Source organism: Dyadobacter flavalbus, from assembly GCF_006149045.1.
Lineage (GTDB): Bacteria > Bacteroidota > Bacteroidia > Cytophagales > Spirosomataceae > Dyadobacter > Dyadobacter flavalbus.
Genome location: NZ_VBSN01000027.1, coordinates 159,975 through 185,306 on the forward strand (window position 1 = coordinate 159,975; position 25,332 = coordinate 185,306).

The 25,332-nt window shown below is 44.2% G+C and carries 23 protein-coding genes and 1 tRNA gene; 8 read left to right on the top strand and 16 right to left on the bottom strand.

Features of this window, described 5'->3' with window-relative positions; genetic code table 11:
* Positions 1–6: 6 nt before the first annotated feature.
* The 3 genes from FEM33_RS05915 to FEM33_RS05925 all read right to left on the bottom strand — a co-directional run bounded on the left by FEM33_RS05915 (position 7) and on the right by FEM33_RS05925 (position 2,470).
* Positions 7–717, bottom strand: coding sequence for a glycosyltransferase family 2 protein (locus FEM33_RS05915; RefSeq protein ID WP_139011171.1), 711 nt, complete (start codon positions 715–717; stop codon positions 7–9).
* Between the two features lie 60 nt (positions 718–777).
* On the bottom strand, positions 778–1,686 hold the full coding sequence (locus tag FEM33_RS05920) for an ROK family protein (protein ID WP_139011172.1): 909 nt from the start codon (positions 1,684–1,686) through the stop codon (positions 778–780).
* A gap of 73 nt (positions 1,687–1,759) precedes the next feature.
* On the bottom strand, positions 1,760–2,470 hold the full coding sequence (locus tag FEM33_RS05925) for an SDR family oxidoreductase (protein ID WP_139011173.1): 711 nt from the start codon (positions 2,468–2,470) through the stop codon (positions 1,760–1,762).
* A 62-nt stretch (positions 2,471–2,532) separates the two neighbouring features.
* Between FEM33_RS05925 and FEM33_RS05930 the strand changes: the two genes are divergently transcribed.
* Together FEM33_RS05930 and FEM33_RS05935 are read left to right on the top strand one after the other, a co-directional pair.
* Positions 2,533–3,261 (top strand): MlaE family ABC transporter permease, encoded by a 729-nt coding sequence (locus tag FEM33_RS05930; protein WP_139011174.1) that lies wholly within the window; start codon positions 2,533–2,535, stop codon positions 3,259–3,261.
* A 42-nt stretch (positions 3,262–3,303) separates the two neighbouring features.
* A complete protein-coding gene (locus tag FEM33_RS05935; protein WP_139011175.1) occupies positions 3,304–4,050 on the top strand; it encodes an ABC transporter ATP-binding protein in 747 nt (248 codons plus the stop codon).
* Between the two features lie 6 nt (positions 4,051–4,056).
* On the opposite strand, the gene FEM33_RS05940 is transcribed toward FEM33_RS05935, so the two are convergent.
* From FEM33_RS05940 to FEM33_RS05960, 5 genes are all read right to left on the bottom strand, one after another.
* Entirely contained in the window at positions 4,057–5,559 is a 1,503-nt protein-coding gene (locus tag FEM33_RS05940) for a lipopolysaccharide biosynthesis protein (protein ID WP_139011176.1), read from the bottom strand.
* A 183-nt stretch (positions 5,560–5,742) separates the two neighbouring features.
* Positions 5,743–6,348 (bottom strand): TetR/AcrR family transcriptional regulator, encoded by a 606-nt coding sequence (locus FEM33_RS05945; protein WP_139011177.1) that lies wholly within the window; start codon positions 6,346–6,348, stop codon positions 5,743–5,745.
* A 209-nt stretch (positions 6,349–6,557) separates the two neighbouring features.
* Positions 6,558–6,628, bottom strand: a tRNA-Gln gene (locus FEM33_RS05950).
* Positions 6,629–6,695: 67 nt separating this feature from the next.
* The gene (gene fabD, locus FEM33_RS05955) at positions 6,696–7,574 is read right to left on the bottom strand and encodes an ACP S-malonyltransferase (RefSeq protein WP_139011178.1); all 879 of its coding nucleotides are present in this window, start codon (positions 7,572–7,574) and stop codon (positions 6,696–6,698) included.
* A 101-nt stretch (positions 7,575–7,675) separates the two neighbouring features.
* The gene (locus FEM33_RS05960; RefSeq protein WP_139011179.1) at positions 7,676–10,513 is read right to left on the bottom strand and encodes a T9SS type B sorting domain-containing protein; all 2,838 of its coding nucleotides are present in this window, start codon (positions 10,511–10,513) and stop codon (positions 7,676–7,678) included.
* 575 nt (positions 10,514–11,088) lie between these two features.
* Here FEM33_RS05960 and FEM33_RS05965 point away from each other — a divergent pair.
* From FEM33_RS05965 to FEM33_RS05975, 3 genes are all read left to right on the top strand, one after another.
* Positions 11,089–11,760 carry a succinate dehydrogenase cytochrome b subunit gene (locus FEM33_RS05965; RefSeq protein ID WP_139011180.1) on the top strand — a complete coding sequence of 224 codons (672 nt, stop codon included), beginning with the start codon at positions 11,089–11,091 and terminating at the stop codon, positions 11,758–11,760.
* Positions 11,761–11,826: 66 nt separating this feature from the next.
* Positions 11,827–13,815: a fumarate reductase/succinate dehydrogenase flavoprotein subunit gene (locus FEM33_RS05970; RefSeq protein WP_139011181.1), complete on the top strand. Its 1,989-nt coding sequence runs from the start codon at positions 11,827–11,829 to the stop codon at positions 13,813–13,815.
* A 107-nt stretch (positions 13,816–13,922) separates the two neighbouring features.
* On the top strand, positions 13,923–14,687 hold the full coding sequence (locus FEM33_RS05975) for a succinate dehydrogenase/fumarate reductase iron-sulfur subunit (protein ID WP_138283743.1): 765 nt from the start codon (positions 13,923–13,925) through the stop codon (positions 14,685–14,687).
* A gap of 50 nt (positions 14,688–14,737) precedes the next feature.
* Here the strand turns inward: FEM33_RS05975 and FEM33_RS05980 are convergent, their stop codons facing one another.
* From FEM33_RS05980 to FEM33_RS06000, 5 genes are all read right to left on the bottom strand, one after another.
* Complete coding sequence (locus FEM33_RS05980) at positions 14,738–16,393, bottom strand: hypothetical protein (protein ID WP_139011182.1); 1,656 nt, start codon at positions 16,391–16,393, stop codon at positions 14,738–14,740.
* 170 nt (positions 16,394–16,563) lie between these two features.
* The gene (locus FEM33_RS05985; RefSeq protein ID WP_139011183.1) at positions 16,564–17,187 is read right to left on the bottom strand and encodes an OmpH/Skp family outer membrane protein; all 624 of its coding nucleotides are present in this window, start codon (positions 17,185–17,187) and stop codon (positions 16,564–16,566) included.
* Between the two features lie 95 nt (positions 17,188–17,282).
* Positions 17,283–17,639, bottom strand: a complete 357-nt coding sequence (locus FEM33_RS05990; protein WP_139011184.1) for a hypothetical protein — start codon at positions 17,637–17,639, stop codon at positions 17,283–17,285.
* Between the two features lie 10 nt (positions 17,640–17,649).
* Complete coding sequence (locus FEM33_RS05995; RefSeq protein WP_139011185.1) at positions 17,650–20,106, bottom strand: penicillin acylase family protein; 2,457 nt, start codon at positions 20,104–20,106, stop codon at positions 17,650–17,652.
* A gap of 34 nt (positions 20,107–20,140) precedes the next feature.
* Entirely contained in the window at positions 20,141–20,872 is a 732-nt protein-coding gene (locus FEM33_RS06000; RefSeq protein WP_139011186.1) for a copper homeostasis protein CutC, read from the bottom strand.
* A gap of 405 nt (positions 20,873–21,277) precedes the next feature.
* On the opposite strand from FEM33_RS06000, the gene FEM33_RS06005 reads away from it, so the two are divergent.
* Entirely contained in the window at positions 21,278–21,499 is a 222-nt protein-coding gene (locus tag FEM33_RS06005; RefSeq protein WP_013927448.1) for a DUF2795 domain-containing protein, read from the top strand.
* Positions 21,500–21,685: 186 nt separating this feature from the next.
* The gene (locus FEM33_RS06010; protein ID WP_139011187.1) at positions 21,686–22,339 is read left to right on the top strand and encodes an AlbA family DNA-binding domain-containing protein; all 654 of its coding nucleotides are present in this window, start codon (positions 21,686–21,688) and stop codon (positions 22,337–22,339) included.
* An 8-nt stretch (positions 22,340–22,347) separates the two neighbouring features.
* Here the strand turns inward: FEM33_RS06010 and crcB are convergent, their stop codons facing one another.
* From crcB to FEM33_RS06025, 3 genes are all read right to left on the bottom strand, one after another.
* Positions 22,348–22,731 carry a fluoride efflux transporter CrcB gene (gene crcB / locus FEM33_RS06015; RefSeq protein WP_139011188.1) on the bottom strand — a complete coding sequence of 128 codons (384 nt, stop codon included), beginning with the start codon at positions 22,729–22,731 and terminating at the stop codon, positions 22,348–22,350.
* A gap of 38 nt (positions 22,732–22,769) precedes the next feature.
* Positions 22,770–23,129, bottom strand: coding sequence for a DUF3127 domain-containing protein (locus FEM33_RS06020; protein WP_139011189.1), 360 nt, complete (start codon positions 23,127–23,129; stop codon positions 22,770–22,772).
* Positions 23,130–23,209: 80 nt separating this feature from the next.
* On the bottom strand, positions 23,210–24,352 hold the full coding sequence (locus FEM33_RS06025) for a cystathionine gamma-synthase (RefSeq protein WP_139011190.1): 1,143 nt from the start codon (positions 24,350–24,352) through the stop codon (positions 23,210–23,212).
* A 189-nt stretch (positions 24,353–24,541) separates the two neighbouring features.
* On the opposite strand from FEM33_RS06025, the gene FEM33_RS06030 reads away from it, so the two are divergent.
* Entirely contained in the window at positions 24,542–25,219 is a 678-nt protein-coding gene (locus FEM33_RS06030) for a TVP38/TMEM64 family protein (RefSeq protein WP_229214108.1), read from the top strand.
* Positions 25,220–25,332: the final 113 nt, after the last annotated feature.

Sequence of the window (25,332 nt, forward strand, 5' to 3'; positions counted from 1 at the left end):
AAGGATCTAGCTTCCCAATCCGTAGCGTACAATGCAGTATAATGCGCGGAAACCGTCTTTCCAGTTGATTTTTTTACCTTCCTCGTACGTTCTTCCATAGTAGGAAACGCCTACTTCATAAATCCTGATTCTGGGAACTTTGGATATTTTGGCGGTTACTTCGGGTTCGAATCCAAACCTTTTTTCCAGTAATACGATGTTTTTAAGCAAATCCGCCCGGAACAGCTTGTAACAGGTTTCCATATCCGTAAGATTCAGGTTTGTAAACATGTTACTCAAAGTCGTCAGGAACTTGTTTCCGATTGTATGCCAGAAAAACAGAATCCTGTGCGGTCGTCCGCCCATAAAACGGGAACCGTAAACCACATCGGCATAACCTTCAATGACGGGCTTTAAAAGAATATTGAATTCCTGCGGATCATACTCAAGGTCGGCATCCTGCACAATAATATAATCCCCGCTTGCTTTCCGGATACCGGTATGTAATGCCGCCCCTTTTCCCTGATTAAACTCATGCCTGAAATAGCTTACTTCCAGTTGCGGATTTTCCTGAATAAACCTTTTGGCAACGCCTTCAGTATTGTCGGCGGAGCAATCGTTTACAATCACAATTTCCTTACTAAAACCGCCGATCAGCTCGACGGATTTAAGCTTTTCCAATACTTTCCAAATGGTTTTTTCTTCATTGTAAGCTGGAACTATAACAGATAATTTCATCAGGAATTAACAGGACGGTTAAAAATGCAAGTATTTCTACAAAAATAACCGAAATTATTATTAATCAAAACACAAGGAGGCTGCTCCCAAAAGTCCGGCGTCATTTGCCAGTGTAGCACGCTTTATCGTAATTGTCTGTAAATAATAAGGAGTAAGCCAGTATTGAAAACGGTCATTGATTGCAGGCAGGATAAATTCGAACGAAGCCGAAATTCCACCGCCGATCAGAATGGTTGTAATATCCAGAATCCGGATCATGGATACAAGCCCTTCGCCGAGCAAGTAACCCATTTCATAGAAAACCTGTTTGGCGAGCTCGTCTCCGCCGGATGCAGCAGCTACAAGTCCGGTTGTAGAGATGGTGCCGTCAGCCGGAAGCTGGGTTTGTCCGGTATAATTGGCGCGCATGGAATTGGCAAGATCGAGCAGTTCTTTCTTTCCGATATTTCTTTCCAAGACTTTACCGTTTTTGGAAGGAACGTGTCCCGGTTCCATGGCATTACCGCCGCCGCCTTTGAACACTTTTTTGTCGATAATTGCCGCGCCGCCGATCCCGGTTCCGAGCGTTACAAAGATGTAATCTTCAGGCAGTTTATCTTCTCCGAAGTAATATTCACCGAGTGCAGCAGCATTGGCGTCATTTTCAAGATAAAAATCATGGTTCGGAAACCTTGCTTTCAGATCTGGAACAATGGCGATTCCGTCAATTTCGGGAATTGCAGTAATTTCTATCAATGTAGTCCGGTCTCGCGTTGTTAGTCCGGGAACGCCGATACCTACTCTTCTGACCTCAGGATATTCAACAAGCTGCAATGCGATGGCATCTCCCAACCGTTCTATAAAATGCCCTGAACTGCGCCAGCTGGCGGTATCGTGACTGTAAAAGTTTGAAATTCTTCCATCCGTAGCGTCAACGATCCCCATTTTTACGTTAGTACCGCCCACGTCTATACCGAGGTATTGTTCCATGAAATGAAATATGGGTTTAATAAATAATTTTAAAAATGCGGCAATTTAGTAAAATTGCGTTATTGTTTACTAATCAATCCAAATCTCCAAGCTGAGGACGGATTAAAATTTCTTCCACAACGGCCCGGGCAGAAAGCGAATAAGCCGCCCATATGGAATCGGCAACATCCATGGCGTCCATAAAACGGTCTTCCGGCAAATCCGTTCCTTTCCAGCTGTCAGTAAATGTGGCGCCGGGCAATACGGCCGTCACTTTAATCTGATAAGGCTTCATTTCTTCCCGCAGCACTTTCGTCATGCCCAGAAGCGCAAATTTGGAAATGCAGTACGAGCCGCCGTTCGGGTACGCCGTAATGCTTGCCGTGGAACAGATCGTAAAAATATGCCCTTTCCTGTTTTCCATCATTTCCGGAAGCAGGCTGCGGGTAAGGTGATAGGCGCTGTAAACATTTGTTTCCATTGTTTTTTCCAGCGTTCCTTCCTCTTCATTATGGATCTGTCCGGGAATAAATACGCCCGTGTTATTGATAAGAACTTCCGTTGTGCGGTTTTTTGATTTTACGAATGCTGCAAAAGCATCCCGTTCACTTCTGACGGAAAGATCAGCCGGTAAATAATACAGTGCGGATGAAGGAAAACGTTCATGCAATTCCTTATGCATTGCTTCAAGATCATTAACCTTTCTGGCACAAGTAATTACGTCAAATCCTTTTTCCAAAAAACGTTCAATCGACGCCCTTCCGATCCCTTTTGTTCCGCCGGTTATAACCGCTAATGGATTCATTTTTCTGATTGCTTCTTTTTTTGCCTAATTTTCCCGAAAATATTGAATACAATCTAGATATTATGTCTGTAATCGGGAAATACTTTATTTTTTTGGGAACCTTGCTCGGAAAAGGGGAGAAGCTGGCTGTTTACTGGCGGCGGCTCATGGAAGAGTGCGTGGGAATCGGTGTAAGTTCGGTGTTTATTGTAGCCATTGTATCCACATTCATCGGCGCCGTATCCTGCATCCAAACGGCCTATAACCTCGTCAGTCCGATTATTCCTGTTTCCACAGTGGCGCTGATCGTCAGGGATATGGAAATTCTGGAACTGGCACCGACGATCACCTGCATCGTACTTGCAGGGAAAGTAGGTTCCAACATCGCCAGCGAACTCGGAACCATGCGCATTACGGAGCAAATCGATGCACTGGAAGTTATGGGCATCAATTCCGCTTCCTATCTTGTTCTGCCGAAAGTAGTGGCTGCCATGATTACGTTTCCGATGCTTGTTATTTTTTCTGCTTTTCTGGGAATTTTCGGCGGTTATCTGGCCGGAACGCTGACGGGCGTGATTACGGAACGGGATTATTTATACGGGATCAGAGATTCTTTTGTGCCTTACAATATATTTTTCATGTGTGTAAAACCATTCGTTTTCGGCTTTCTGATTGCAACCATATCTTCCTTTAAAGGGTTTTTTACAGAAGGCGGCGCACTGGAAGTCGGAAGGTCAAGTACGGATGCGGTTACAAACAGCTGTATTTCTATTCTTATCGCAGATTATTTGCTGGCCCAGCTGTTGTTATAAGCTTGAAAGCGGCGTCCGGAATCAAGTACAAATGAATTAGAAATGATTGAAGTTGATAATATAGTCAAAGCTTTTAACGGCAAGGAAGTTTTAAAGGGGATTTCTTCTGCTTTCCAGAAGGGTGAAACCAACCTGATTATCGGAGGAAGCGGAACCGGAAAAAGTGTTTTGCTGAAATGCATGATCGGGCTTGTCAAACCGGATCAGGGCCGCGTACTTTACAATGGCCGCGACTTTTACAACAGCGACAGGGAAACGCAGCAATCCATTCGGCGGGAAATGGGCGTGCTTTTTCAGGGCGGCGCCCTTTTCGATTCCAAAACCGTGGAGGAAAATGTACGTTTCCCGCTGGATATGCTGACGGATCAGTCCGTGGAGGAAAAGCAGGAAAGAGTTGCATTCTGTCTGCAGCGCGTCGGACTGGAAGCGGCTGCCAAAAGAATGCCTTCGGAAATCAGCGGCGGGATGAAAAAGCGGGTCGGCATTGCGCGTGCCATTGTGATGAACCCGATGTATCTTTTCTGCGACGAACCCAATTCCGGCCTTGATCCGCTTACGTCCGTAAAAATTGACGAGCTTATCAAGGAAATCACCGAAGAATATCAGATTACAACCATTATCATTACGCACGATATGAACTCGGTAATGGAAATCGGCCAGAACATTATTTTCCTTTATCAGGGCAACAAACTCTGGGAAGGACTGAATACCGACATTATCAAAACCGACGTGCCGGAACTCAAAGAATTTCTGTTTTCCAACAAGCTGCTCCGGGAAATGGAGAAATAACGCAGGCTATTTTCTTTGTAAAAAAGGAATGTTTTTCCGTTCAATCAGAAAGACAATGCCTGCGAAAGCTGCAAATATGAGCATATGTACAGGAACGGCGATCCAAAGGTCACTGAAGCTGAACAAGCTTGAAACATAGATAAGCACTGCCCCGGCTCCGATATATCCAAGTGCCGAACCCACTTCGTACGGCACCGGATAATATTTCTGGCCATAGTAATAACACATCGCAACCGTTACAAAGCCCGAAACTGCAAAGGCAATGGCAAAGCCGAGATAACCGATATTGGGAACAAGCACAAAACTGGTGGCCATGGTTATAGCAGCGCCTGTGAGTGTAAGCCAGGTCCCGTATTGTGTTTTGTCCGTAAGTTTGAACCAGGCCGCCATATTGTAATAAATGCCCAGAAAAAGATATCCTGCCAGAAGCCACGGCACAATCGGAAGCCCTTCGTGATAAATTTTCTGTTTCAGGAACAACTCGGCAAACAAATCCAGGTTCAGGCAAATTCCGACCCACATCAGCACGCAAATGATGATAAAGTATTTGGTAACTTTTGCAAATACCGGCGGCGCATTTTTGTCTTCTCCTTTTGAAAAAAAGAAAGGCTCGGCAGCATATTTGAAAGCCTGAATGGCAAGGTTCATAAAAATAGACAGCTTGTAACACTGCACATAAATCCCGATGGCCTGCTTGGTCGTACGTCCGGGATAAAAATTTTCGGGCAGCAGAAACTGAATAAATGCACGGTCAAAAAGCATGTTTACAACGCCGCCGGCATTCATGACCATAATCGGGAATGCATAAACCCATACGGGCTTGAAAAGCTCTTTGCTGAAAACAAACCTGAAATCGGCCAGTTCCTTCCGCAGCATCCAGAAAAAGAGCATGTTGGCAATCAGATTGGCCATGATGATATAATCCGGCGCATGCAGCGGATTATAGATAATATCAATCAATGGTTTCAGAAAGCCCAGATATTTGCCTGCATGAATATCCCGGCAGACAATCAGAAAAAAGATGTTAAGGAAAATATTAATCAGAATATTGACAACCCTGATCGTTACGAATTTTTTCCCTTTTCCTTCCAGCCTCAGCCGTGCAAACGGGATGGAAACAATGCCGTCAATAGCCATAATGACGGCGAACATTCTTACTATAAAGACGTTTTCGGGGTATTTTATGAATTCGGCAGCACTTTCGGCAAAAATAAAAAGCAGGCCGGAGAAAAAAACACTGACAATGATGACAGCGCTGAGAATGAGGTTATAATATTGTTTCCGGTCTGTTTCCTGCCTTCCGTAACGGAAAAAGGCAGTTTCCATCCCGAAAGTGTAAAGTACCATGGCAAGTCCGGCATAAGCATAAAGCTGGCCTTGTACGGCAATTTTTTCGGGTTCAAACAGTTTGGTATGGAGTGCAACCAGCAGATAATTCAGAAAGCGGCCCAGCATGGTGCTGATTCCGTATATTGCCGTTTCACTGGCCAGTTTTTTTAAAGCACTCATGATCATTTAACCGGCCCGGGAATTAATGAGGCCGGCTGTAAATTCGGGTTAGAACAACGTTCGGTAAAGTATAACGGGACAAATATAAGTGAAGGAAAATGTATATCCCGAAATAAAAAAGAGAGCCCTTTTCCGCAACGAAAAAAGGCTCTCTTTTTTATTTATGACTTCAATTACGAATGTTCAGCTTTTGACATCCATAATAATTCTTTCAATTATATGTTCAATGCGTTTCCAGCCTTCATCGGAATGCAGGTCTACGTCAAGCATTTTTTCACGGTAATCAGCGGAAATTGCCAGAAAGTAAACTCCGGCGGATAAAAAGGCTATCAACGCACTTGTATCATTGTAATTGGGAAGGTCGCCGATTTTTTCGAGAATCTTCTTGGCTACCTGATTTCTGGCGTCGGACAGCATCGATTTTCCTGTCCCGATTTCCCATCTGAGCAGGTCGCGGGTTGATTTACGGTCACGCAAATCGTTCATAAAAGTGTGCATCAGGCTGGTCAGGGCTTTGCCGCGCTCCTCCGGAAGCAGATTCGGAATACTTTCAAAATATTCGGCTTCGTATGTAGAGGTGTATTCGCCTGACTTCACATATTCTTCCATTAAACCGTCAACACTATTGAAATATCTGTAAATCAGAACTTTATTAACTCCGGCGGTTCTTGCAATAAGGTTCACACCGACTTTTTCAGTTCCATGCTGTTCTATCACTTCACCCACAGCTTTAAGGATTTTTCCTTTTGTGCGTTCGCGATCACGCTTTTTGATTTTATCGACTTTCATATGGGTGCCATTTAGGTTAATAAATTATTAATGTAATATTTGATCTGGAAATATTCTATTAATAGACAATATATGTAACCTTTGTTCAATTTTTGTTACTAATCAAAGTATTTAATTTCAATACCTAAACTGTTGGTGTCATTCTAGAATAATTGCGACTGTAATGCATAAAAAAAGAGCTCATTTTGGATGAGCTCTTTAAGAAACTGTTGGCCGACAAGGACTCGAACCCTGAATAAGACAACCAAAATGTCCTGTGTTACCATTACACCATCGGCCAAAACCGTAAACAGTGGTGCAAAAGTAATGCGTGTTATTCAGGTTGTCAAGTTTTTATTGAAAAAAATTTAAATGCTTTTTACTTCCACGCTTCCGGCGATCTTTTTTACCAAGCCCTGCAGTACCTTGCCGGGACCGCATTCAACAAAGCTTTCTGCTCCGTCAGCAACCATCTGCTCAATGGATTGCGTCCATCTCACGGGTGCTGTCAGCTGTGAAATCAGGTTTTCCTTGATGACCGTAACTTCGGTTGCAGGCTTTGCATTTACATTCTGATAAACTGTACAAACCGGTGGCTGAAACTGGGCTTCATGTATGGCGGCAGCCAGTTCTGCCCTTGCCGGCTCCATTAACGGCGAATGAAAAGCGCCGCCGACCGGCAATATTAAAGCTCTTTTTGCACCTGCGGCTTTCAGCAGCTCACAAGCCTTTTCAACGCCTGCTATGGTGCCGGAAATCACAACCTGGCCCGGGCAGTTATAATTGGCGGGAACCACTATCTCATCCTTTATGCCTGCACATATATCTTCAATGACATTGTCAGCCAAACCGAGAATGGCGGCCATTGTGGAAGGACGCAGTTCACATGCTTTTTGCATGGCGTCGGCCCTTTTGGCAACCAGCGCCAGCCCGTCTTCAAAAGACAATGCATCGGCAGCAACAAGCGCAGAGAATTCACCCAGCGAATGGCCCGCAACCATATTCGGCTTAAAATCGGGATTGATCTTGGCCAGAATTACGGAATGGATAAAGATGGCTGGCTGCGTAACATTGGTTTGCTTGAGTTCTTCGTCTGTACCTTCAAACATAATCTTTGTTATTTCAAAGCCCAGAATCTTGTTGGCTCTTTCAAAAAAGACTTTTGCTGAGTCTGATGACTGATATAAATCAAGCCCCATTCCTTTGAACTGAGAGCCCTGGCCGGGGAAAATATATGCGGTTTTCATGTTAAGAGTATTTTAAATTATTCACAAGCAAACAAAAAGCCCGGTATGGTTAACCGGGCTACAAAGGAAATACTTGATCTTGAAAGAAAAAACTGGATATCTTATCTGAGCAACTGCACCCAGCCTTTAATGGTTGTCGGAGCGCTTTCTTTTTTAGAAGATTCAAAATGGATTACAGCTTCGTAGTAATACTGTCCTGCTGCCAGTTCCTTTCCCGCGTTGGTTTTGCCGTTCCAGTTCACATTGACGTCCTGCGTTTTGAATACCTGCGCGCCCCATCTGTTATACACCTTGAATTCAACAGACTGCACAAAGCTCGGGCATTCGTAAGGCTGGAAAATATCGTTTTTTGAATCGCCGTTCGGAGTAAATACATTCGGCAGCACAAACATCGGGCAGTTGTCTTTGCAAACGGTATTGCTCGGAGCGCTTTCCGCACCAAACCGGTTCACAGCCGTTACATAATAACATCCTGCAAAGGAAGTAAGTCCCTGATGATCATAACTGGTCGAAAGCGGAACCGGCGGGGTTGTGATTGTAGTCAGCAGTGCCGGAACATCGCCTTCATAACGTGCGTAATACAACCGGTATGCAGCTACGTTCTGGTCGCATTCCTTGCCGTTAACTTCCTGCGGATAAGTCCAGGAAAGATGATTTGTAAAGCTCACCTGATCACAAAAAGCGTCCGGATGCGCATTCAGTGAATCGCAGTTCAGCGGATCAATGGCCAGTACCGGCGGACACGGTTTGGTGGTGTCGGAAGATGATACGCAGAGAATTTGTGAGAAGTTATACAGTACAGCCGGTCTGATCTGGCTGTTGTTGTAAGAACCCACGGTTTCTACTTTGTAGCAGTAAGTTGAATCGCTTACAATCGTAGTATTGACCGTTCCGTCAGCAGCATATTTGTCTGTTCCGTCATCGGTATAGGTAAATGTTTGCGTGCCTTGTACGCTAACTTCGGCAATGCGGTTAAAAGTACCCGGTTTGGTTTTGTCTTCCCTGTAAACCCTGTGTATGCGGTTACTATTGCTCCACGGAACAATTGCCGACCAGTTCAGTCTGACCTGATTGGGCTGTGCTGCGCCTTGTTCCAGCCGCACGCTGCTTGCCGTTTCAGTTTCGTCCATTTTGACCAGCTTGCCGCCCTGTGTATACCAGTATTCCAGTTTGTAGTTATAGGCATTCAGCAGCGTGTTAAGGTTTCTGTCAATAAAAAGCGTATCCGGTGCACCTGATGCAAGGTTTGTATTGATAGAAGCAATCTGCGTAAATGCAGTTCCGTTTTGTCCTGCGGCCCTGAAAAGTCTGTACTGTGCAGGAAGTCCCGCAGAAGCAGCCGGCTTGATCCATTTAACAGTAATCACCCCTTTGGAATCGCTTGTGGAATCAACAGTTACATTGGTAATGACCGGCATGATTGAAGGCAGGTTCAAGCAGAATTCGTCAGAAACCATGCTTTCTCCTCCGCCGATAAGACTTCCGGGTTCATTAGCAGTGACGCCGGGGCGCGGAAATTCTACCATAATCCTGTAACTGTATGATATGCCGGCCCGAAGTCCGCTGCCATTGTTATTGTCCAGATAAGTAGTCTGGTTAACAGGTACCGTTCCGATCCGCTGATATCCGGAGCCGGCAGGAATTCCTGAAGGACAATCCTCTACAACTAAATCAGTACAGCCTTCTTTTCTGTAAACAACAATACGTGCACCGGCAATCTGACATTGATAGGCATTCCATGTAAGTCTGTAAGCAGGCCCGGCCGGGTCTGTGGCAGCAACGGCCTTCAATCCCAGCGGTTTCGGTCCGTAAACCCGGATGCTGAGGGTTGTCATATCAGCAAGTTTGCGGAACAGTGAAGGATTGGGTACGCCCGTTCCCGGCGCATCTTCAACTTTAAAAAGCACGTCATAAGGTTCAAGCCTGATGTGATTGCAGGAAGTCTGCCATGTAAATTGTCCGGTTACAGAACCGGCAGCACCCTGCTGCGTAACGGTAAATTTGGCAACTTCGGGCGAAACGAGCGTATTTGTATAAACTCCGCCGCTTGTTGTCAGCGTAAGCCTGTCCCCGTTTTTATCCGTTGCTTTTACCTGCTGGTTAATTAATGTCCCTGCTACCACGCAGATATCGGGCAAAGGTGTAATAAGCGGCCTGTCGTTCCGTGCATCTTCTACAATAATCTGCATGTCACGCACAATTTCCCCGATCGGGATACCGTCCCGCCATTCTTCCACAACAAAAGCAACATTGTAATACCCTTTGACCACAGGAGCATCCCAGATCAGATCGCCCGTCAGCGGGTTCATGCTGAAAGTAGCAGGAGAAGCACCGGCTTCTGTTCTGCCCGGCGCGCCGATCTGGTTCGGGTCCACATACTGAAGATTGATTCCCGCACCATTCACGCCATATTTTTGAGGTATGAATAAACGGTAAGCAAGACTGTCGCCATCGGCGTCAAACGCATTGGGATTATGAATGTAGCGCTGGCCTACCGCTGCAAGGTCAATAGGTGCATTAAGCAATACTGGCGTCCGGTTCAGTCCGAAGCTGGCATTGATTTCAAGTATCGTACTTACATAAAAGTTCAGCCCCTGCGTAGGAGGAGGGCCGATATTGAGAATGCCATTGTTCCGGTTATCTTCTTCGAAAGAAATCCTGTACTGACCCGTAGACCGGAAAGTATAGTTGATAATGTAAGTGTTCTGCGTTGTGTTGTTGCCGATATTGAGAATAGGCTGGACACGCGGGGCTCTGATTATATCCGGCGTACCCGAAGAAGCGACATTGCCGATTGTAAATTCGGCATCGTTTTGGGCATCGGCAGCATTTTTGCCGTTTTCCATATCAAAATAGGCCGTAAGCTTAATCTCGTATGTTGCCGTAGTGAGAGAAATTCTTCTTGCAGTAATTTCACCGGCGCGTATGTGCGTCGCCATGGCATCGTATCCGGTGCACAGCAGGGTCAGCAGAAAGGAAAATACTAAGAGTCGTAAAGCAGGTCGCATAAGTATCAGAGTCGAGCTAATAAGATGGAGGTTGGCACAATAAAAACCGTCATTTGTCAACCATTTAAATCAACGAAAATTTAAATAAAAATGTGTGCTTGAAGAATGATTATAATTCGTGATCTGTAAACTTACAAAACAACTTCATAAATCAGGTAGAATCGTACCGCACCTATTTTGCAAAAACTTTGTTATACTTCAGATGCGCCTGAGCCAGCCGAACGGTTGCAAGCCGGTTATTTCTAAAACGTTTGAGATAGCCTGCAAGCATATGCGACGGTATGGTTTTTTAAGCGCAACCGCGATAATGCTGTATCTCACTAACTCATATACAAAGTGTCAAATTAAGTGGTTTTTATAAGCCGGGCAAATTCTTAATAATCATTATAAATAATAGCCCCGTTTATAAAAATAGCTAGGTTTTTTTGCCTTGCATACGTTTGTGATATACCTTTGAAAGGTTCTAAATATACCTAATTTTTGCACTAAAACCATTCGTGTTTGCTATGTCGTGGTTTTCACAAACGTTAACGAGTTCAATCGGTAAAAAACTTCTGATGGCTCTTACCGGACTTTTTTTAATAACTTTTCTGGTAATCCATGCCGGTATCAATGCCATGATTTTTTATAATGACGGCGGAGAGACATTCACCCACTGGGGACATTTTATGGGAACCAACCCGATTATCCGTACCCTTGAAATCGGTTTGGTTGCCGGATTTCTGATTCACATTATTGACGGGTTTCTGTTATGGAAAACCAACAATGACGCAAGACCGGTTAATTATGCGGTTAACAACCCGTCTGCGAACAGTACCTGGTATTCCAGAAGCATGGGACTCCTGGGAACATTACTGCTTATTTTTCTGGTGATCCACACAGCTCATTTCTGGATCCCGAACCGCTCCAACCAGTTTGCAACCGGAGAAGAACTGAATCTGTATCAAATGATGCTGGATATTTTCAAGAACATCTGGGTTGTGCTTATTTACGTTGCCGGCTGTTTTTCATTGTACTGGCATTTGCTGCACGGGTTCAAGAGTGCTTTCCAGACTCTGGGATGGAACCATGTCAAATACAACAGGTTTGTTTCCTTCATCGGAACCGCTTACGCCATTGTAATACCGCTTTTATTCGCTTTAATGCCCATTTCAATTTATTTTGGCTGGGTTCAGTAACATGGCTGTGAGTTATCCGTACAGCTTAAATTTATTTCAAATTTTTTGATTAAATAACATTCATATATGGCAACTTCATCTCGTCTGGATGCCAAAATACCTCAAGGGCCGCTGGAAACAAAATGGAGTAAATTCCGTTCTTCTGTTCCGCTCGTAAATCCTGCGAATAAAAGAAATCTTGAAATTATTGTAATAGGAACCGGACTTGCCGGTGCTTCTGCGGCTGCGACACTTGCCGAGTTGGGCTATAAAGTAAAAGCTTTCTGTTTTCAGGATTCTCCGCGTCGTGCGCACTCCATTGCTGCACAGGGCGGTATCAATGCAGCTAAAAATTATCAGAACGACGGCGATTCCATTCACCGTCTTTTTTACGATACAGTAAAAGGCGGCGACTACCGCGCGCGGGAAGCAAATGTGCACCGGCTTGCAGAAGTTTCGGGAAGTATCATTGACCAATGCGTTGCACAGGGAGTTCCTTTCGCCCGTGAATACGGCGGTTTGCTGTCAAATCGTTCTTTTGGTGGTGTTCAGGTACAAAGAACATTTTATGCAGCGGGGCAAACGGGCCAGCAGCTGCTGCTGGGCGCTTATTCCGGTCTTCAGCGTCAGGTTGGAATGGGAACAGTGCAAATGTACAACCGCCATGAAATGCTGGATGTTGTTGTGATCGACGGAAAATGCCGTGGAATCATTGCAAGGAACCTTATTACTGGTGAACTGGAAAGACATGCCGGACATGCCGTTCTGCTTTGTTCAGGCGGATACGGAAACGTATTTTACTTGTCTACAAATGCATTGGGCAGCAATGTAACGGCAGCCTGGAAAGCGCACAAACGCGGTGCTTTCTTTGGAAACCCGTGCTTTACCCAAATTCACCCGACTTGTATTCCGGTATCCGGCGAGCACCAGTCCAAGCTGACTTTGATGTCGGAATCATTGCGTAACGACGGACGTATCTGGGTTCCGAAGGCGAAGAATGACAATCGTCCGGGAAATGAAATTCCTGAAGAAGAACGCGATTACTATCTGGAACGCAGGTATCCTGCATTCGGAAACCTTGTTCCGCGTGACATTGCTTCCAGAGCTGCCAAAGAGCGCTGCGATGCAGGTTACGGCGTTGGAACTTCCAAACTTGCTGTTTATCTTGACTTTGCAGCTGCCGTACAACGTTACGGACGTGCGGAAGCAAATAAAAACAATATTCACAATGCGTCTGATGTAGACATCACATTGTGGGGTAAGGCAGTTGTAAAAGAGAAATACGGTAACCTGTTTGATATGTACAAGCAGATTACCGGAGAAGATCCTTATGAAGTGCCGATGCGGATTTATCCGGCGGTGCATTATACGATGGGCGGACTTTGGGTTGATTATAACCTGATGACGACAGTGCCGGGATTGTACTCGCTTGGAGAAGCCAACTTTTCTGATCACGGAGCAAACCGCCTGGGAGCATCTGCGCTGATGCAGGGACTTGCAGACGGATATTTCGTTATTCCTTACACAATCGGTGCTTATCTGGCAAGTGAAATCCGTACCGGGAAGATTTCCACGGATCATGAAGCTTTTGTAAGAACTGAAAAAGAAGTAAAAGACCGGATTGACCGATTGCTGAGCATTCAGGGAAAAACATCTCCTGAAACGTTTCACCGCCGTCTGGGCAAAATCATGTGGGACAAATGCGGAATGGCAAGAAACGAAAAAGGCCTTAAAGAAGCCATTGCTGAAATCCGGCAGTTACGCGAAGAGTTCTGGAAAGATGTGAAGGTAATGGGCACGGCCGGATACTTTAATCCCGAGCTGGACAAAGCCAACCGCATTGCAGATTTCATGGAGCTTGGTGAGCTGATGTGCATTGATGCGCTGGATCGCAACGAATCGTGCGGCGGCCATTTCCGTGAAGAATACCAGACAGAAGAAGGAGAAGCTTTACGTGATGACGAAAACTACATGTATGTTTCTGCTTGGGAAAATTTAGGTAACAACAAATGGGAACTTCACAAAGAAGAACTCGTTTACGAAAATATAAAGATTGCACAAAGAAGTTATAAGTAAGCGCTTGAATCAAAGCTGCATAATTGTGCAGCTTCGGAAAAGTAATCTTGCTTGCAGCAGTAAATTGGTAGTTTGTAGAAAAGTAATCTTAGTAAAAGAATATAGGTATGGAAGGAAATATGAATTTGTCGCTCAAAGTGTGGAGACAAAGTAATAAAGATACAGCGGGCGGTTTTGAAAATTACAATCTCGATAGCGTTTCTCCTGATATGTCGTTTCTTGAGATGTTCGATGTATTGAATGAAAAGCTTGTCGTTGAAGGAAAAGAACCCATTGCATTTGATCATGACTGCCGGGAAGGAATATGCGGTTCCTGTGCCATGTATATTAATGGCCGCCCGCACGGCCCGTTGAAGGGCGTTACAACCTGCCAGCTGCACATGCGTTCTTTTAACGACGGAGATACGATTGTTGTGGAACCATGGCGTGCAAAGGCATTTCCGGTATTAAAAGATCTTGTTGTTGACAGAGATGCATTTGACCGGATTATGTCATCCGGAGGCTTTATATCTGTAAACACAGGAAATGCGCAGGATGCAAACAGCTTACCGGTTCCGAAAGAAGCGGCGGATGATGCGTTTTCTGCGGCTGCATGTATTGCATGCGGAGCTTGCGTGGCAGCTTGCAAGAATGCTTCGGCAATGCTTTTTGTTTCTGCCAAAATTTCCCAGCTGGCATTGCTGCCGCAAGGACAGGCAGAACGCAGCATCAGGGCAGAAAAAATGGTTGCGCAGATGGATGCAGAAGGTTTCGGAGCTTGTACCAACACAGGCGCATGTTCAGCTGAATGTCCGAAGGAAATCAGCATGTCCAACATAGCGCGTATGAACCGCGAATACATTGGTGCGAAGTTCTCATCGACTGCGGTGTAATTAACTAATTTATATTATAAATGCCCTATAATATTTCTTAATCAGGAATGTTATAGGGCATTATTATCATTAAACCATCGAAAAGAAAGCCATTGTGGGGCATTCTTGTCAATAACCAAATTATTCTGAATCGGAACCATCGTTTTTTTACCAGGAAAATATACACAAGCGTTATAACTTCCTTTTGGAAGCCAGTCAAAGAAAATACTTACTTGTTTGATGCCTGAATAAAACTGACCTTTATGCCTTACAAATGTAATAACATCATTTGTAACATTTCTGACCGGAAATACAGCACTTCCATTACCTGATTTAAAAACCAGATAGGACTCACTATCATTGAAAGAATCTTCCTTCCAGGTAACAGTATACTTATTATTTACTTCGGAAATCTTTAACTGCGGCAGGATTAAATCTTTCTTTAAAGTACTTGTTACAAATGTCTCTTGAATCAATGAATCATCAAGAGAATTTATTCCAAGTTCATCCAAATTGTTGAATCTGTATTGAAATGATGACTGAGCTTTGGAAGGATTATTTACAATAGAAAGGTATTCTGCTCTTCTGGCATAATTATAAGCCAACATTTCAGGGTAATAGCTCCAAAAAAACAATAGCCACAAGCCAAGACAAACCGCATTGATAAAATTTATCCGGACTATGTTTTCCCGGTATGTAGAATAAACCAAAACTGAATTGTATGTGGCAAGAAGACATAGTGTTGATACGATTTTATATCGGTTTTCGATATAAGAACTTCTGCCAACGCCAATGGTCATAGCTAAAAGAAATCCAAAAGCAAATGCTCCAAGTAAAAACAGCATTGCAGGATTTTTACGAAGATTGCTTATTCCCATTCTCCACAAGCAACAGCTGAATATTGCCGTAAGAATAAATCCTGCCAGAACCGGCCACAAATAATTTTCTTTTTCCTGAATATCAAAAGTTCCGCCAATTACTCCAAATATAACTTCAGGTAAATTGAAGAATTTTTCTGTTAAGCTAGTATTACTGGTTAAGGTAATATGATAATTATGGAAGTATAGAAAAAGGGAGCATATGCTTATTAGCAAGGCAATGAAGCATTTGGTAATATTACCCTTTGCAACTGCAATAAGTAATACTACCAACCATATTACCGGTCCCGAGCCACTTGAAAAGTTGGTAAGAAATGCAAAGACAAGTCCTGAAAATTGAAAAAAGGTATTTTCTTTTGTTAACAACCAAATAGTCAGACAAGCAAGTGCAATAACACCTATATTCTGAAGAGAACTTGTTGTCCAAAGCAGGTTATTGATATGCTGAAAATTAAATGTCAGAAGAATGACAGGAACAATTGCTAAAAGATTTTTTCTGACCTTATATGCTTCTATACTGAAAATACCTGCAATTATGATCAGATTGATACTGCCAAGTAAAGCCAGATGCCGAAAGCTAATGCTATTGCTGATATAATAATTCAGCAAAACGATCAACCGGGCAAAAGCAATTCTGTGTTCATTGTGTTGCCTGAATATGAAATGTATTTTCTTCTGTATAGATTCAGCCTTTGCATACTGAATGATAAAGTCTATCAAACCATTATAATCATCAATAAAAGGAACATTAATAGCTGATTTAAACGTATAATAAAAGAGTGTTCCCGTACAAAGAAAGGCAATGAACAACCAGATAAAAGGGCGAATGTATTTCAGGCAAGCAAGCATTAACGTCTAATTATAAGTATTTACAATTCATAATGAGACGCTATTAACAAAACATCAAGGCATAAGATACAAACGGATTATTGAACGACGAGTTTGATTTAGCAAGAGGGAAACACAAAACAGGCGGCCCATTAATGAGCCGCCTGTTTAGCTTTTTGATATTATATAAGTTACTTCTTCTTCGTAGAATCAGCAGCAGCAGATTTGTTTGAGCCTTTGTATTCTTTGTTCAGGCCGTCGATGATTTTCTGGGTTACGTCCAGAGAAGGATTGGCAAACAGGATTCCGCCGCCGAGTGAATAGCCCAATACATATTCGTAGCCGTTTTCCTTGTTGTATTTTTCAATATACGAACGGATATTTTTATACAGCTCTTCATTTTTCTTCGCTTCTTCCATCCCCAGCGCCTGTGCCGACTGATCTCTGTATGCAACAAGGTCCTGCTGTTTTTTCATCAGCTGAGCCTCTGTGGAACGTGCCTGTTCCGGAGTCATGGTTTGTGCTTTTTGCTGAAAGAAAGCAACTTCGTTTTGCAGTGAACGGCCTTTTGTAGTCAGTTCATTTTCCAGTTGGAAGTTCTTGTTTTCAAGTTCTTTTCGGGTATCCTTGAAAAAATCGTAATTTTTTAACAGCGAATCAACCTGAACATAAACGGTACGACGGCCGGGAACCACATTTCCGTCTGCTGCCACGCCTGCATCTGCCGAAGGTTTGCTTGAAAAATGTAAAAAGAATAACACCGCAACTGCAAGCGTAAGCACGATGTTCCAAATTAACGAAGTATTGTTATTCACGTTTGTAAAGTTTTATTGTTTTTTGAACGAGCCGCAAAGATAATGATTTGTGTTTAAGTACCATGAATATCGGCAACGCGCTGTCAATTACATAATTAATTTAGAGAAGAAGCACGCGATAAGCTCCCCGGCAAAAGCCCTTTTACCAGAAATCCGGATAATCCCGACAATCCGCCAACCAGTCCGCCGATGAATGCAGTAACGAACAACAGTATATATCCGTTTGAAAGTGAGAATATTTCTGCAATTCTGTTTGACATGGCGCCGTCGGAAATCAGATGAAGATAAAATCCGTACGCCAGCCATACGAATGCAACCGCAGCAAAACTGACCAGAAAAGGAGATTTGCCCGGGCGCCAGAAATAAACAGCAAACGGAACAACGGCCACAATCCACCACGGCATAAAAAGCTGCATTACAGCTGATATAATAACAATGATAATGAAATTCATATCCGGAAATTTATTTCTTGTGTAAAGTCAGGCGTGTGGTCAAACGCGGATCCGTCTGGTCCGGGGAAGACAGAAAAACCAGTTCATTCAATTCGCCGTTTTCCCATTTTTTCAGCAAATTCATGTAATAAGGACTTCCCGGATTTCCCGATTGCCCGCCGGGATAAATGCCATATGCTTTTGGTTCCGGTCCCAGTTCCACAACCATCCGCCACGACGGGCCGTGCCTTTTTGTAGTTGCATTGACTACGCTGCTTCCGCCGCCGGTTGTAAGCAGAGGCGCGTTGAAAGGTTTCAGGCTTCTGCTCAAATGCCGGATTTCCGCTGCTTTTACTTTCGACCATTGCCACGCAGGGCTCATAGCGCCATGTCTGTTGTTCAGCGTATCCAAAGCAGCCTTGAAGCTCGAAAAAGCAACATCGGGCAATGTTTCCTTTTCAGGCGTATTTACGTTGTCAAACCACTTTTCGCCGGGCTGTTTCAGGATCAGATACATCGTACGGTCGCGGGAAGGAAGTTCCAGCGGCTTGCCGGCAGAACTGAATTCGTCGTTCCAGATTGCACTGCGTAGTGCCGGCATCCATTCCTCGAAAATAGAAGCTGCAATGGATTCAGGATCGTTCTGATAATTCCAGTTTGCCAGTGTAATGAGTGAAGCCTTTTGTGACGGGGTCAATGCAGCCGTATTCAGAATACGCAAAAGTTCAGGTAAAATCGTTCGGGCCGTTACATTGTAATTGTCATTCTGAAGTTTTCTCAAACTGTCCGCATTGGCTTTTGACATGGCAGACAAACGTTCATTAATGCGTATGGCGCGTTCAGAAGGCGAGAAAACCCAGTTGATATAATAAGGATACGACGGATCGGTTGAGGATTGATTGGCGCTGCTTACAAAGCCTCTTTTCGGATTTTTCACAAACGGGTTCTGCCCGGCAGGAATCCAGCTTTGCCAGTCATCCGTTGCTTTACTTCCGTCCAGCAGAAATTTTCCCTGGTCTTTGTATTTCAAAGGAAGTTTTCCGCTTACCGTAATGGCAATATTTTTACTGTTGTCGGCAAAAACAAAGTTCTGCGCCGGGCCAACGAAATAAGTCATTGCTTTTCGGTAATCGTCGTAATTTCTGGATTTGTTCAGTTCATAGAAAGTCAGGAAGCTGTTTCCCGGCTCATGTCCGATCCATTTGACAGCCAGCGTAGGAAATTTCCCGGAAGTGTTGTCAGAATCCGTTACCGGGCCGTGATGCGTATAAACGACTTCTTCGCGAACCGGCTCTTTTTCTCCTTTGACATAAATCAGTTCTTCCCGCTTGCGCGTAGGCTTCCATTGATTTTCATACCAGTAAAAATTGCGGGAATCATCTTTAAACCGGATTTTATAGAGGTCAAAAACATCCGCGTCCACGTTGGTTACGCCCCATGCAATGTCTTTGTTAAAACCGATAATAATGGCAGGAACGCCCGGCAAAGAAACGCCGTAAACGTTTGTTTCAGGAGAATGCAGCTGCACCTGATACCAGATGGAAGGCAATGAAAGATCAAGATGCGGATCGTTGGCAAGTACCGGATAGCCGGTTATGGATTTTTCCGGCCCGATCGCCCAGTTGTTGCTTCCGATTCCTTCTATTTCAGGCTCCCGTTCGGGAAGGGAATTTTTGGGTTTTTTAAAATTTGATAAAGAATCGGAGAATTCAGTTACAGAAGCTGCTGCCGGAACCGGAAGCCGTTTGAAATCCCATTTGGTTCCTGCCGGGATAACCGGACTTTCCTGCAGCATGGGGTAATCCGGGAAAAGCTGGTCTGTTATTTCTTTCCCGTATTTTTCCAGCAAATTGGACATATTAACTTCGTTGGATCTTCCGGCGAGGTTAAGCGTCATCTGTTCCAGCATATACATCGTATTGATTGGCTCCCAGCGTTCGGGTTTATAGCCGAGTAACTTGAATTCCACCGGATAATCTTTGCTTGAAAGCTGCTGAATGTAAGCATTTACACCGGCCGTATAGCCCAGCAAAGCTTCCCGTGAGCGCGGATCGCTCATGGCCAGTTTCAGATTGGCCTCGGCGCCGTAACCCATTCCAAGCCGGCGGCTTTGCAGATCTATTTCCAAAGTTGCTTTTCCCAGTATTTCCGAAAGCCGGCCGGAAGCTGCGCGGGTCTGCAGGTCCATTTGCCATAAGCGGTCCTTTGCCGTTACATATCCCTGCGCATAATAAAGGTCAAAATCGTTCTCGGCAAAAATGTGCGGCACACCCGTATCGTCGTAGCGGACTACAACGTCTTTTTTCAGGCTGTCAAGCTTCAGAACCTGTTCACTTTCGGGATCAACCGGTTTTTCGCCATTCTGCCAGACACCGGTGAACGGGCTTAGAAAAGGACCCAATGCCGGTGCCGGGCCAAGCGGCCTGTTGAGAACGTAGACGAGAGTAACAGTTGCCAAAAAGCAAATCAGCGCCTTTGCCATTTTCATAGAGAACGGGTTAAGTCAGGTTAAAAGCAGGGATTTATGCCGAGACTACTTGTACAATGGCTTCCACCAGTCCCAGATCGCTGTAAAGCACGGAGCGTTCGTCCGGAATTTCACCTGCCATGGATATTTCGGCAGGAAAATATTTCTGACGGCCGGGCCTGAAAGCCTTGGCTGTAAGATGCAGCGCATGTACGCCGGTTTCTGCAAGCTGTTTTGCATTGGTGTGATTTACGCCGCCTCCGGCCATGATTTCAATGGATTGTCCGGCTTCTTTTGCCAGTTTTTTCAAAAGCTCGGTTGCTTCAATGGCGGAAGGTTTCTGACCCGATGTAAGGATTCTTTCGGCGCCGGTTGCAATCACTGCTTTCAATGCTTTCACGGGGTCCGGCGTTAGGTCAAAAGCCCTGTGGAATGTAACTTTCATCGGATAGGCATAATCGACAAGTGCTTTGGTCCTGGCGACATCCACTTGCCCGTCTGCCGAAAGAACGCCGAGTACCACGCCGTTTGCACCAAGCTGTTTGGCAAGATTGATGTCTTTTCTCATGATTTCTTCTTCAAAAACATCGTATACGAAATCGCCGCCGCGCGGCCGGATCATCACATATACCGGAATCTGAACGTGCTTTCTTACTACTTCGATCAGTCCTGCACTGGGTGTAGTTCCGCCTTCTCCCAATCCGCCGCACAGTTCGATTCTTCCTGCTCCGCCCGCCTGCGCATTAATGCAGGACTCGAGGGAATAGGCACAAATTTCAATGGTCATAATCTAACTTTTAAAATGATTGGGGAAATTACAAAAAGGTTTTGCTGTAAAGAATCCGAATTTGAATAATTCATGAAACTACGGCCATTGCAGCACCGGGATTTTAAAGGGAAAATAGTTTGCGGACAGATTCAAAGCCTGTTCTGTAAATACGCAGGAAATTTCAGTCCTCCGTTTTCAATTTGTACAAACTGCTCAAATAAAGTAAGAGATCGAAAGCAGGCATAAGCAAAAATGAATTCGGCTACTAGCTACTTTATTGATTTATAGCTAGTTAAGTAGTTGATTCAAATTAAATTTTTAATAAAGCAATTATTTTTCTTTTTTTTCGCTTTAAGCTTTTAAAAGATGTCAAATTTTTTACTTTTGCAGAAAAGTAAGTAACTATTAATAGGCGAAAATATTATGTACTGGACTCTCGAACTCGCATCATATCTTGAAGATGCTCCTTGGCCAGCTACCAAAGACGAGCTCATTGACTTTGCAATCAGAACAGGCGCTCCGTTGGAAGTAGTTGAAAACCTGCAGGAGCTTGAAGATGATGGTCAGCCTTATGAAAGCATTGAAGAGATTTGGCCTGATTACCCAACCAAAGATGATTTCTTTTTTAATGAAGACGAATACTAGATAAAAGACGGCACTAACAAGTGTCGTTTTTTTTGGTTTTATAGTAGGAATATTACAAAACTATTGTTTAATATTTTTTTAAATATGACAAAAGGAATGTATATTGTTAGCGTTATCAATAAGAAAGACAAGGAAATTACCAACAAGTGATTTTGTCATTATTCAGATATCTTTCCATTCCAACTGATGGAGCTTCGATTATTGAAAGAACTGGTAAAGAAAGGTGAGGGTGAGCACGTGGAGTTCAAATTGAAATCCAATCATCCTGAAAAGATTGTCCGCGAAGTAGTAGCATTTGCTAACTCAGGAGGCGGAAAATTGTTCGTTGGCGTTGGTGATGATAAAACCATTAAGGGTCTTAAAGATGCAGAGGAAGACGAATACACACTTACCAAAGCAATCGATAAGTACATTTTCCCGAAAATCAGCTTTAAAAAAGAACGGGTTCCCATCAGTACTGACCGGGATGTGCTGGTACTGACTATTCCCCGCAGTGTTGACAAGCCACATTATGTTGTGGATGATACCGGAAACCGTCAGGCTTATATACGCGTAAATGACAAGTCTATTCAGGCCAGCCGCGAAATGAAGGAAATCATGCGCCGCGGAAGAGGGGAAAGGGATATTCGTTTTCAGTATGGCGACAAGGAAGAAAAACTGATGAGGCTTCTTGACGAAAAAGAATCAGTAACCGTTGATCTTTTTGCTTCTTTTGCCGGAATCCCGCGTAAAATTGCATCCAATACGCTTGTTGTCATGGTGCTTGCCAGGATTCTGGAAGTACACCCGCAGGAAATGATCGACAAGTTTACGATGTCAATGGCTTATCAGTCGAACTAGAAGCCGTTTTATACATTCAGCAGCTGCTTTCCGAGCCACATTCCAAGTACAGTCGCACAAAAGCAGGAAATCAGACTTGCAAAAATGTTGAAAACAGCATCCGTCCAACGGTTGGCTGCCATCAGCTGGATTGTATCATTGCTGAAAGTCGAAAATGTGCTGAAACCTCCGCAAAAACCAACAGCAATGAATGCTCTGTAAGTCGCTGCGGAATCAGGCGTACGAAAAGCGGCCCATCCCGTAAAAACTCCCAGAATCAGGCATGCTAAAATATTGGCCGTCAAAGTTCCGTACGGAAAATTTGACGGCCATACTGAAGATGCTTTTCCTGTTCCGTAACGCGCCAGACTACCCAATCCTCCTCCGATAAAAACGAGAATAAGGTGTTTCATACATTTACGCGCAGCTGCGCTTTCAGAATTGAATTAACCTAAAAAGGAAGATCGTCCGATTCGTCCTCGTTGAAAGTTGTTACCGGTGGCAAAGAGCTGCTTCCGCTGTTTGAAGAAGAAGAATTGCTGCTGCTTCCTCCTTTGTCCAGTTTCCAGGCTTTCACTTCTGTATACCAGCGCGAATTGTACTCGCGGCTTTCCACATCTATTGAAGCCGTTACGGTTTCATTAACCTTCAGATTAGCCTGGTCTATTTTATCGCCCCACAATGCGATGCATACTTTCTTGGGATATTGGGAAGGAATTTCCAATATGAATTCCTGCTTGCGCCAAGTTCCGTTTTTACCTTGTCCGCTTACTTCCGGAAGCAAGGCAATGACTGTTCCTGTTAACTCCATTTATATATTTAATTTTTAGTGCCTGAAAAGTAGTTTCAAAAGTAAGCTTTTTGAAGTTTGATTGCAAAGCCTGCAATCAATCAATCGCCAATGGCCTGTTTAAGGTCTGCAATGAGGTCTGCAACATCTTCAATGCCAACGCTCAGCCTGATAAGGGTGTCTTTGAGGCCAGCTTTCAGGCGTTCTTCTTTGGGTATACTTGCGTGTGTCATGCTGGCCGGATGTGTACAAAGTGACTCCACGCCGCCGAGCGACTCGCCAAGCGAAAATACCTGAAGTAGCTCCATGGTCTTTACAGCATCTTCATAAATATCTCCTTTCAGCTCGAATGAGAGCATACCGCCAAAATCCTTCATCTGCCGGCTTGCCAGTTCATGGCCCGGATGGGAAAGAAGTCCGGGGTAATATACTTTTCCAACTTTCGAGTGATTTTCCAGATACTGCGCCACTTGCATCGCGTTTTCACAATGCCGCTGCATGCGGATATGCAAGGTTTTGAGCCCTCTCAAAACGAGAAAGCAATCCTGCGGGCCGGGAACTGCTCCGCTGGCATTCTGTATAAAAGCAAGCTGTTTTGCAAGTTCATCGTTGTTTGTAATCAGTGCACCCATAACGGTGTCGGAATGTCCGCCCAGATATTTGGTAACGGAGTGCATTACGATGTCGGCTTCCATATCAAGCGGATTCTGCAGACAGGGCGAAGCAAATGTGTTGTCGACTACGCTGTGAATATTGTTTTCTCTGCAAAGGCTTGTTATTTCTTCGATATCCAGAATTTTCAACAGCGGGTTTGTAGGCGTTTCAATCCAGATCATTCTTGTTTTATCTGAAATGGCATCTTTTATATTGGCTGTTTCACTCATGTCTACAAACCGGAATACCAGTCCGAAAGGCTCAAATACCTTTTTCATGATGCGGTAAGTGCCACCGTAAATATCGTTGGTCACGATGATTTCGTCTCCGGGCCGATACAGTTTCAGTACGGCATCTGTCGCGGCCAGTCCGGAGGCATAACAAATTCCATGTTTTCCGTTTTCCAGAGCCGACAGCGCATTTTGCAGGGCTGTCCTTGTGGGATTGTGTGTACGTGAGTATTCGTAGCCTTTATGTTTGCCCGGACTTTCCTGCACGTAGGTGGAAGTCTGATAAATCGGCGTCATAATGGCACCGGTTGTTGGATCTGGTTCTACGCCTGCATGCACAGCCTTTGTTCCGAATTTCATAATAATCAATTGTATATTGCCACGAATCCACCAATACACACGAATCCAATTAAAGCATTCGTGTCGCTCCGTGTATTCGTGGCGGAAGATGAATAAACCATATGATAAAGGTAAGATTATAAAAAACCTTTTATTCAAGCAAGCGGTTATGCCCATACCGGAACAAAGGCATCATTTAACAAAATCATTTTGGAGACATCGTCCCGCAGGAAATTTTCTCTGCCCGTTGTAATAAGCATCTTACTTGCAGTTGTGCCGTTGCTGACCACCTCACTGGCAACCGCCTGGGCAGTTAACCATGAAAGTATGCTGAGAAGCTGGCCATTTGAATGGTGGGTGGGAGTGACAATCGTATTAACCCTCGCATCTTCCCTGGCACTTACGCCGCCAACGTTTCTGGCTCTTGTCTACGGATATTTTGTAGGCTGGGCATCATTGCCATTGCTTTTCGGGCTCAATCTAGGAGCAATTGCCATTATTTACGGCCTGGCCGGTTTTATGCAGGCGTCATTGATCCGTGGTTATTTGGTACAGGTTTATCCCCAGACGGCCGGACTTTTAAGAAGATTTCAGAAAAACGAATTCCGACTGATTTTTTTCGCAAAACTTTCACCGGTATTGCCCTTTGCCATTACCAATTTATTTTTTGCCATGGCAGGCGCACGGTTCAGACAAGTACTGATTGGAGGAACCCTGGGCATGATTCCAAGGACCATTCTGGCAGTGTGGGCAGGAAGAGAAGCACAAAATATCCGTTATTTGCTGGAACATCCGAATGAAGGGTTATTTACCAAAATTGTTCTGATTATATTGATAGTCATTTCCACGCTGGGTATCGGCTACTTCTTCAAGGATAAAAACGAATAAAGTAGCATTCCGGTTTTTTATGCTTTTTCAGGCACGGGCTAATATCCTGCAATAATCAGGATGTGAAAAGCCGGAAATTGACCGATTGATCTTGCTTTTTTGTGATACAATCA

What these genes read in the sequence shown, in the direction of transcription:
- FEM33_RS06005 (WP_013927448.1), top strand. Translation starts at nt 21,278, where the DNA reads ATGTACTGGACTCTCGAACTCGCATCATATCTTGAAGATGCTCCTTGG.
- FEM33_RS05975 (WP_138283743.1), top strand. Translation starts at nt 13,923, where the DNA reads ATGGAAGGAAATATGAATTTGTCGCTCAAAGTGTGGAGACAAAGTAAT.
- FEM33_RS05980 (WP_139011182.1), bottom strand. Translation starts at nt 16,393, where the DNA reads ATGCTTGCTTGCCTGAAATACATTCGCCCTTTTATCTGGTTGTTCATT.
- FEM33_RS06010 (WP_139011187.1), top strand. Translation starts at nt 21,686, where the DNA reads ATGGAGCTTCGATTATTGAAAGAACTGGTAAAGAAAGGTGAGGGTGAG.
- FEM33_RS05960 (WP_139011179.1), bottom strand. Translation starts at nt 10,513, where the DNA reads ATGGCGACGCACATACGCGCCGGTGAAATTACTGCAAGAAGAATTTCT.
- FEM33_RS05995 (WP_139011185.1), bottom strand. Translation starts at nt 20,106, where the DNA reads ATGAAAATGGCAAAGGCGCTGATTTGCTTTTTGGCAACTGTTACTCTC.
- FEM33_RS05990 (WP_139011184.1), bottom strand. Translation starts at nt 17,639, where the DNA reads ATGAATTTCATTATCATTGTTATTATATCAGCTGTAATGCAGCTTTTT.
- FEM33_RS06025 (WP_139011190.1), bottom strand. Translation starts at nt 24,352, where the DNA reads ATGAAATTCGGAACAAAGGCTGTGCATGCAGGCGTAGAACCAGATCCA.
- FEM33_RS05935 (WP_139011175.1), top strand. Translation starts at nt 3,304, where the DNA reads ATGATTGAAGTTGATAATATAGTCAAAGCTTTTAACGGCAAGGAAGTT.
- FEM33_RS05940 (WP_139011176.1), bottom strand. Translation starts at nt 5,559, where the DNA reads ATGAGTGCTTTAAAAAAACTGGCCAGTGAAACGGCAATATACGGAATC.
- FEM33_RS05970 (WP_139011181.1), top strand. Translation starts at nt 11,827, where the DNA reads ATGGCAACTTCATCTCGTCTGGATGCCAAAATACCTCAAGGGCCGCTG.
- fabD (WP_139011178.1), bottom strand. Translation starts at nt 7,574, where the DNA reads ATGAAAACCGCATATATTTTCCCCGGCCAGGGCTCTCAGTTCAAAGGA.
- FEM33_RS05915 (WP_139011171.1), bottom strand. Translation starts at nt 717, where the DNA reads ATGAAATTATCTGTTATAGTTCCAGCTTACAATGAAGAAAAAACCATT.
- FEM33_RS05920 (WP_139011172.1), bottom strand. Translation starts at nt 1,686, where the DNA reads ATGGAACAATACCTCGGTATAGACGTGGGCGGTACTAACGTAAAAATG.
- crcB (WP_139011188.1), bottom strand. Translation starts at nt 22,731, where the DNA reads ATGAAACACCTTATTCTCGTTTTTATCGGAGGAGGATTGGGTAGTCTG.
- FEM33_RS06020 (WP_139011189.1), bottom strand. Translation starts at nt 23,129, where the DNA reads ATGGAGTTAACAGGAACAGTCATTGCCTTGCTTCCGGAAGTAAGCGGA.
- FEM33_RS06000 (WP_139011186.1), bottom strand. Translation starts at nt 20,872, where the DNA reads ATGACCATTGAAATTTGTGCCTATTCCCTCGAGTCCTGCATTAATGCG.
- FEM33_RS05925 (WP_139011173.1), bottom strand. Translation starts at nt 2,470, where the DNA reads ATGAATCCATTAGCGGTTATAACCGGCGGAACAAAAGGGATCGGAAGG.
- FEM33_RS05930 (WP_139011174.1), top strand. Translation starts at nt 2,533, where the DNA reads ATGTCTGTAATCGGGAAATACTTTATTTTTTTGGGAACCTTGCTCGGA.
- FEM33_RS05965 (WP_139011180.1), top strand. Translation starts at nt 11,089, where the DNA reads ATGTCGTGGTTTTCACAAACGTTAACGAGTTCAATCGGTAAAAAACTT.
- FEM33_RS05945 (WP_139011177.1), bottom strand. Translation starts at nt 6,348, where the DNA reads ATGAAAGTCGATAAAATCAAAAAGCGTGATCGCGAACGCACAAAAGGA.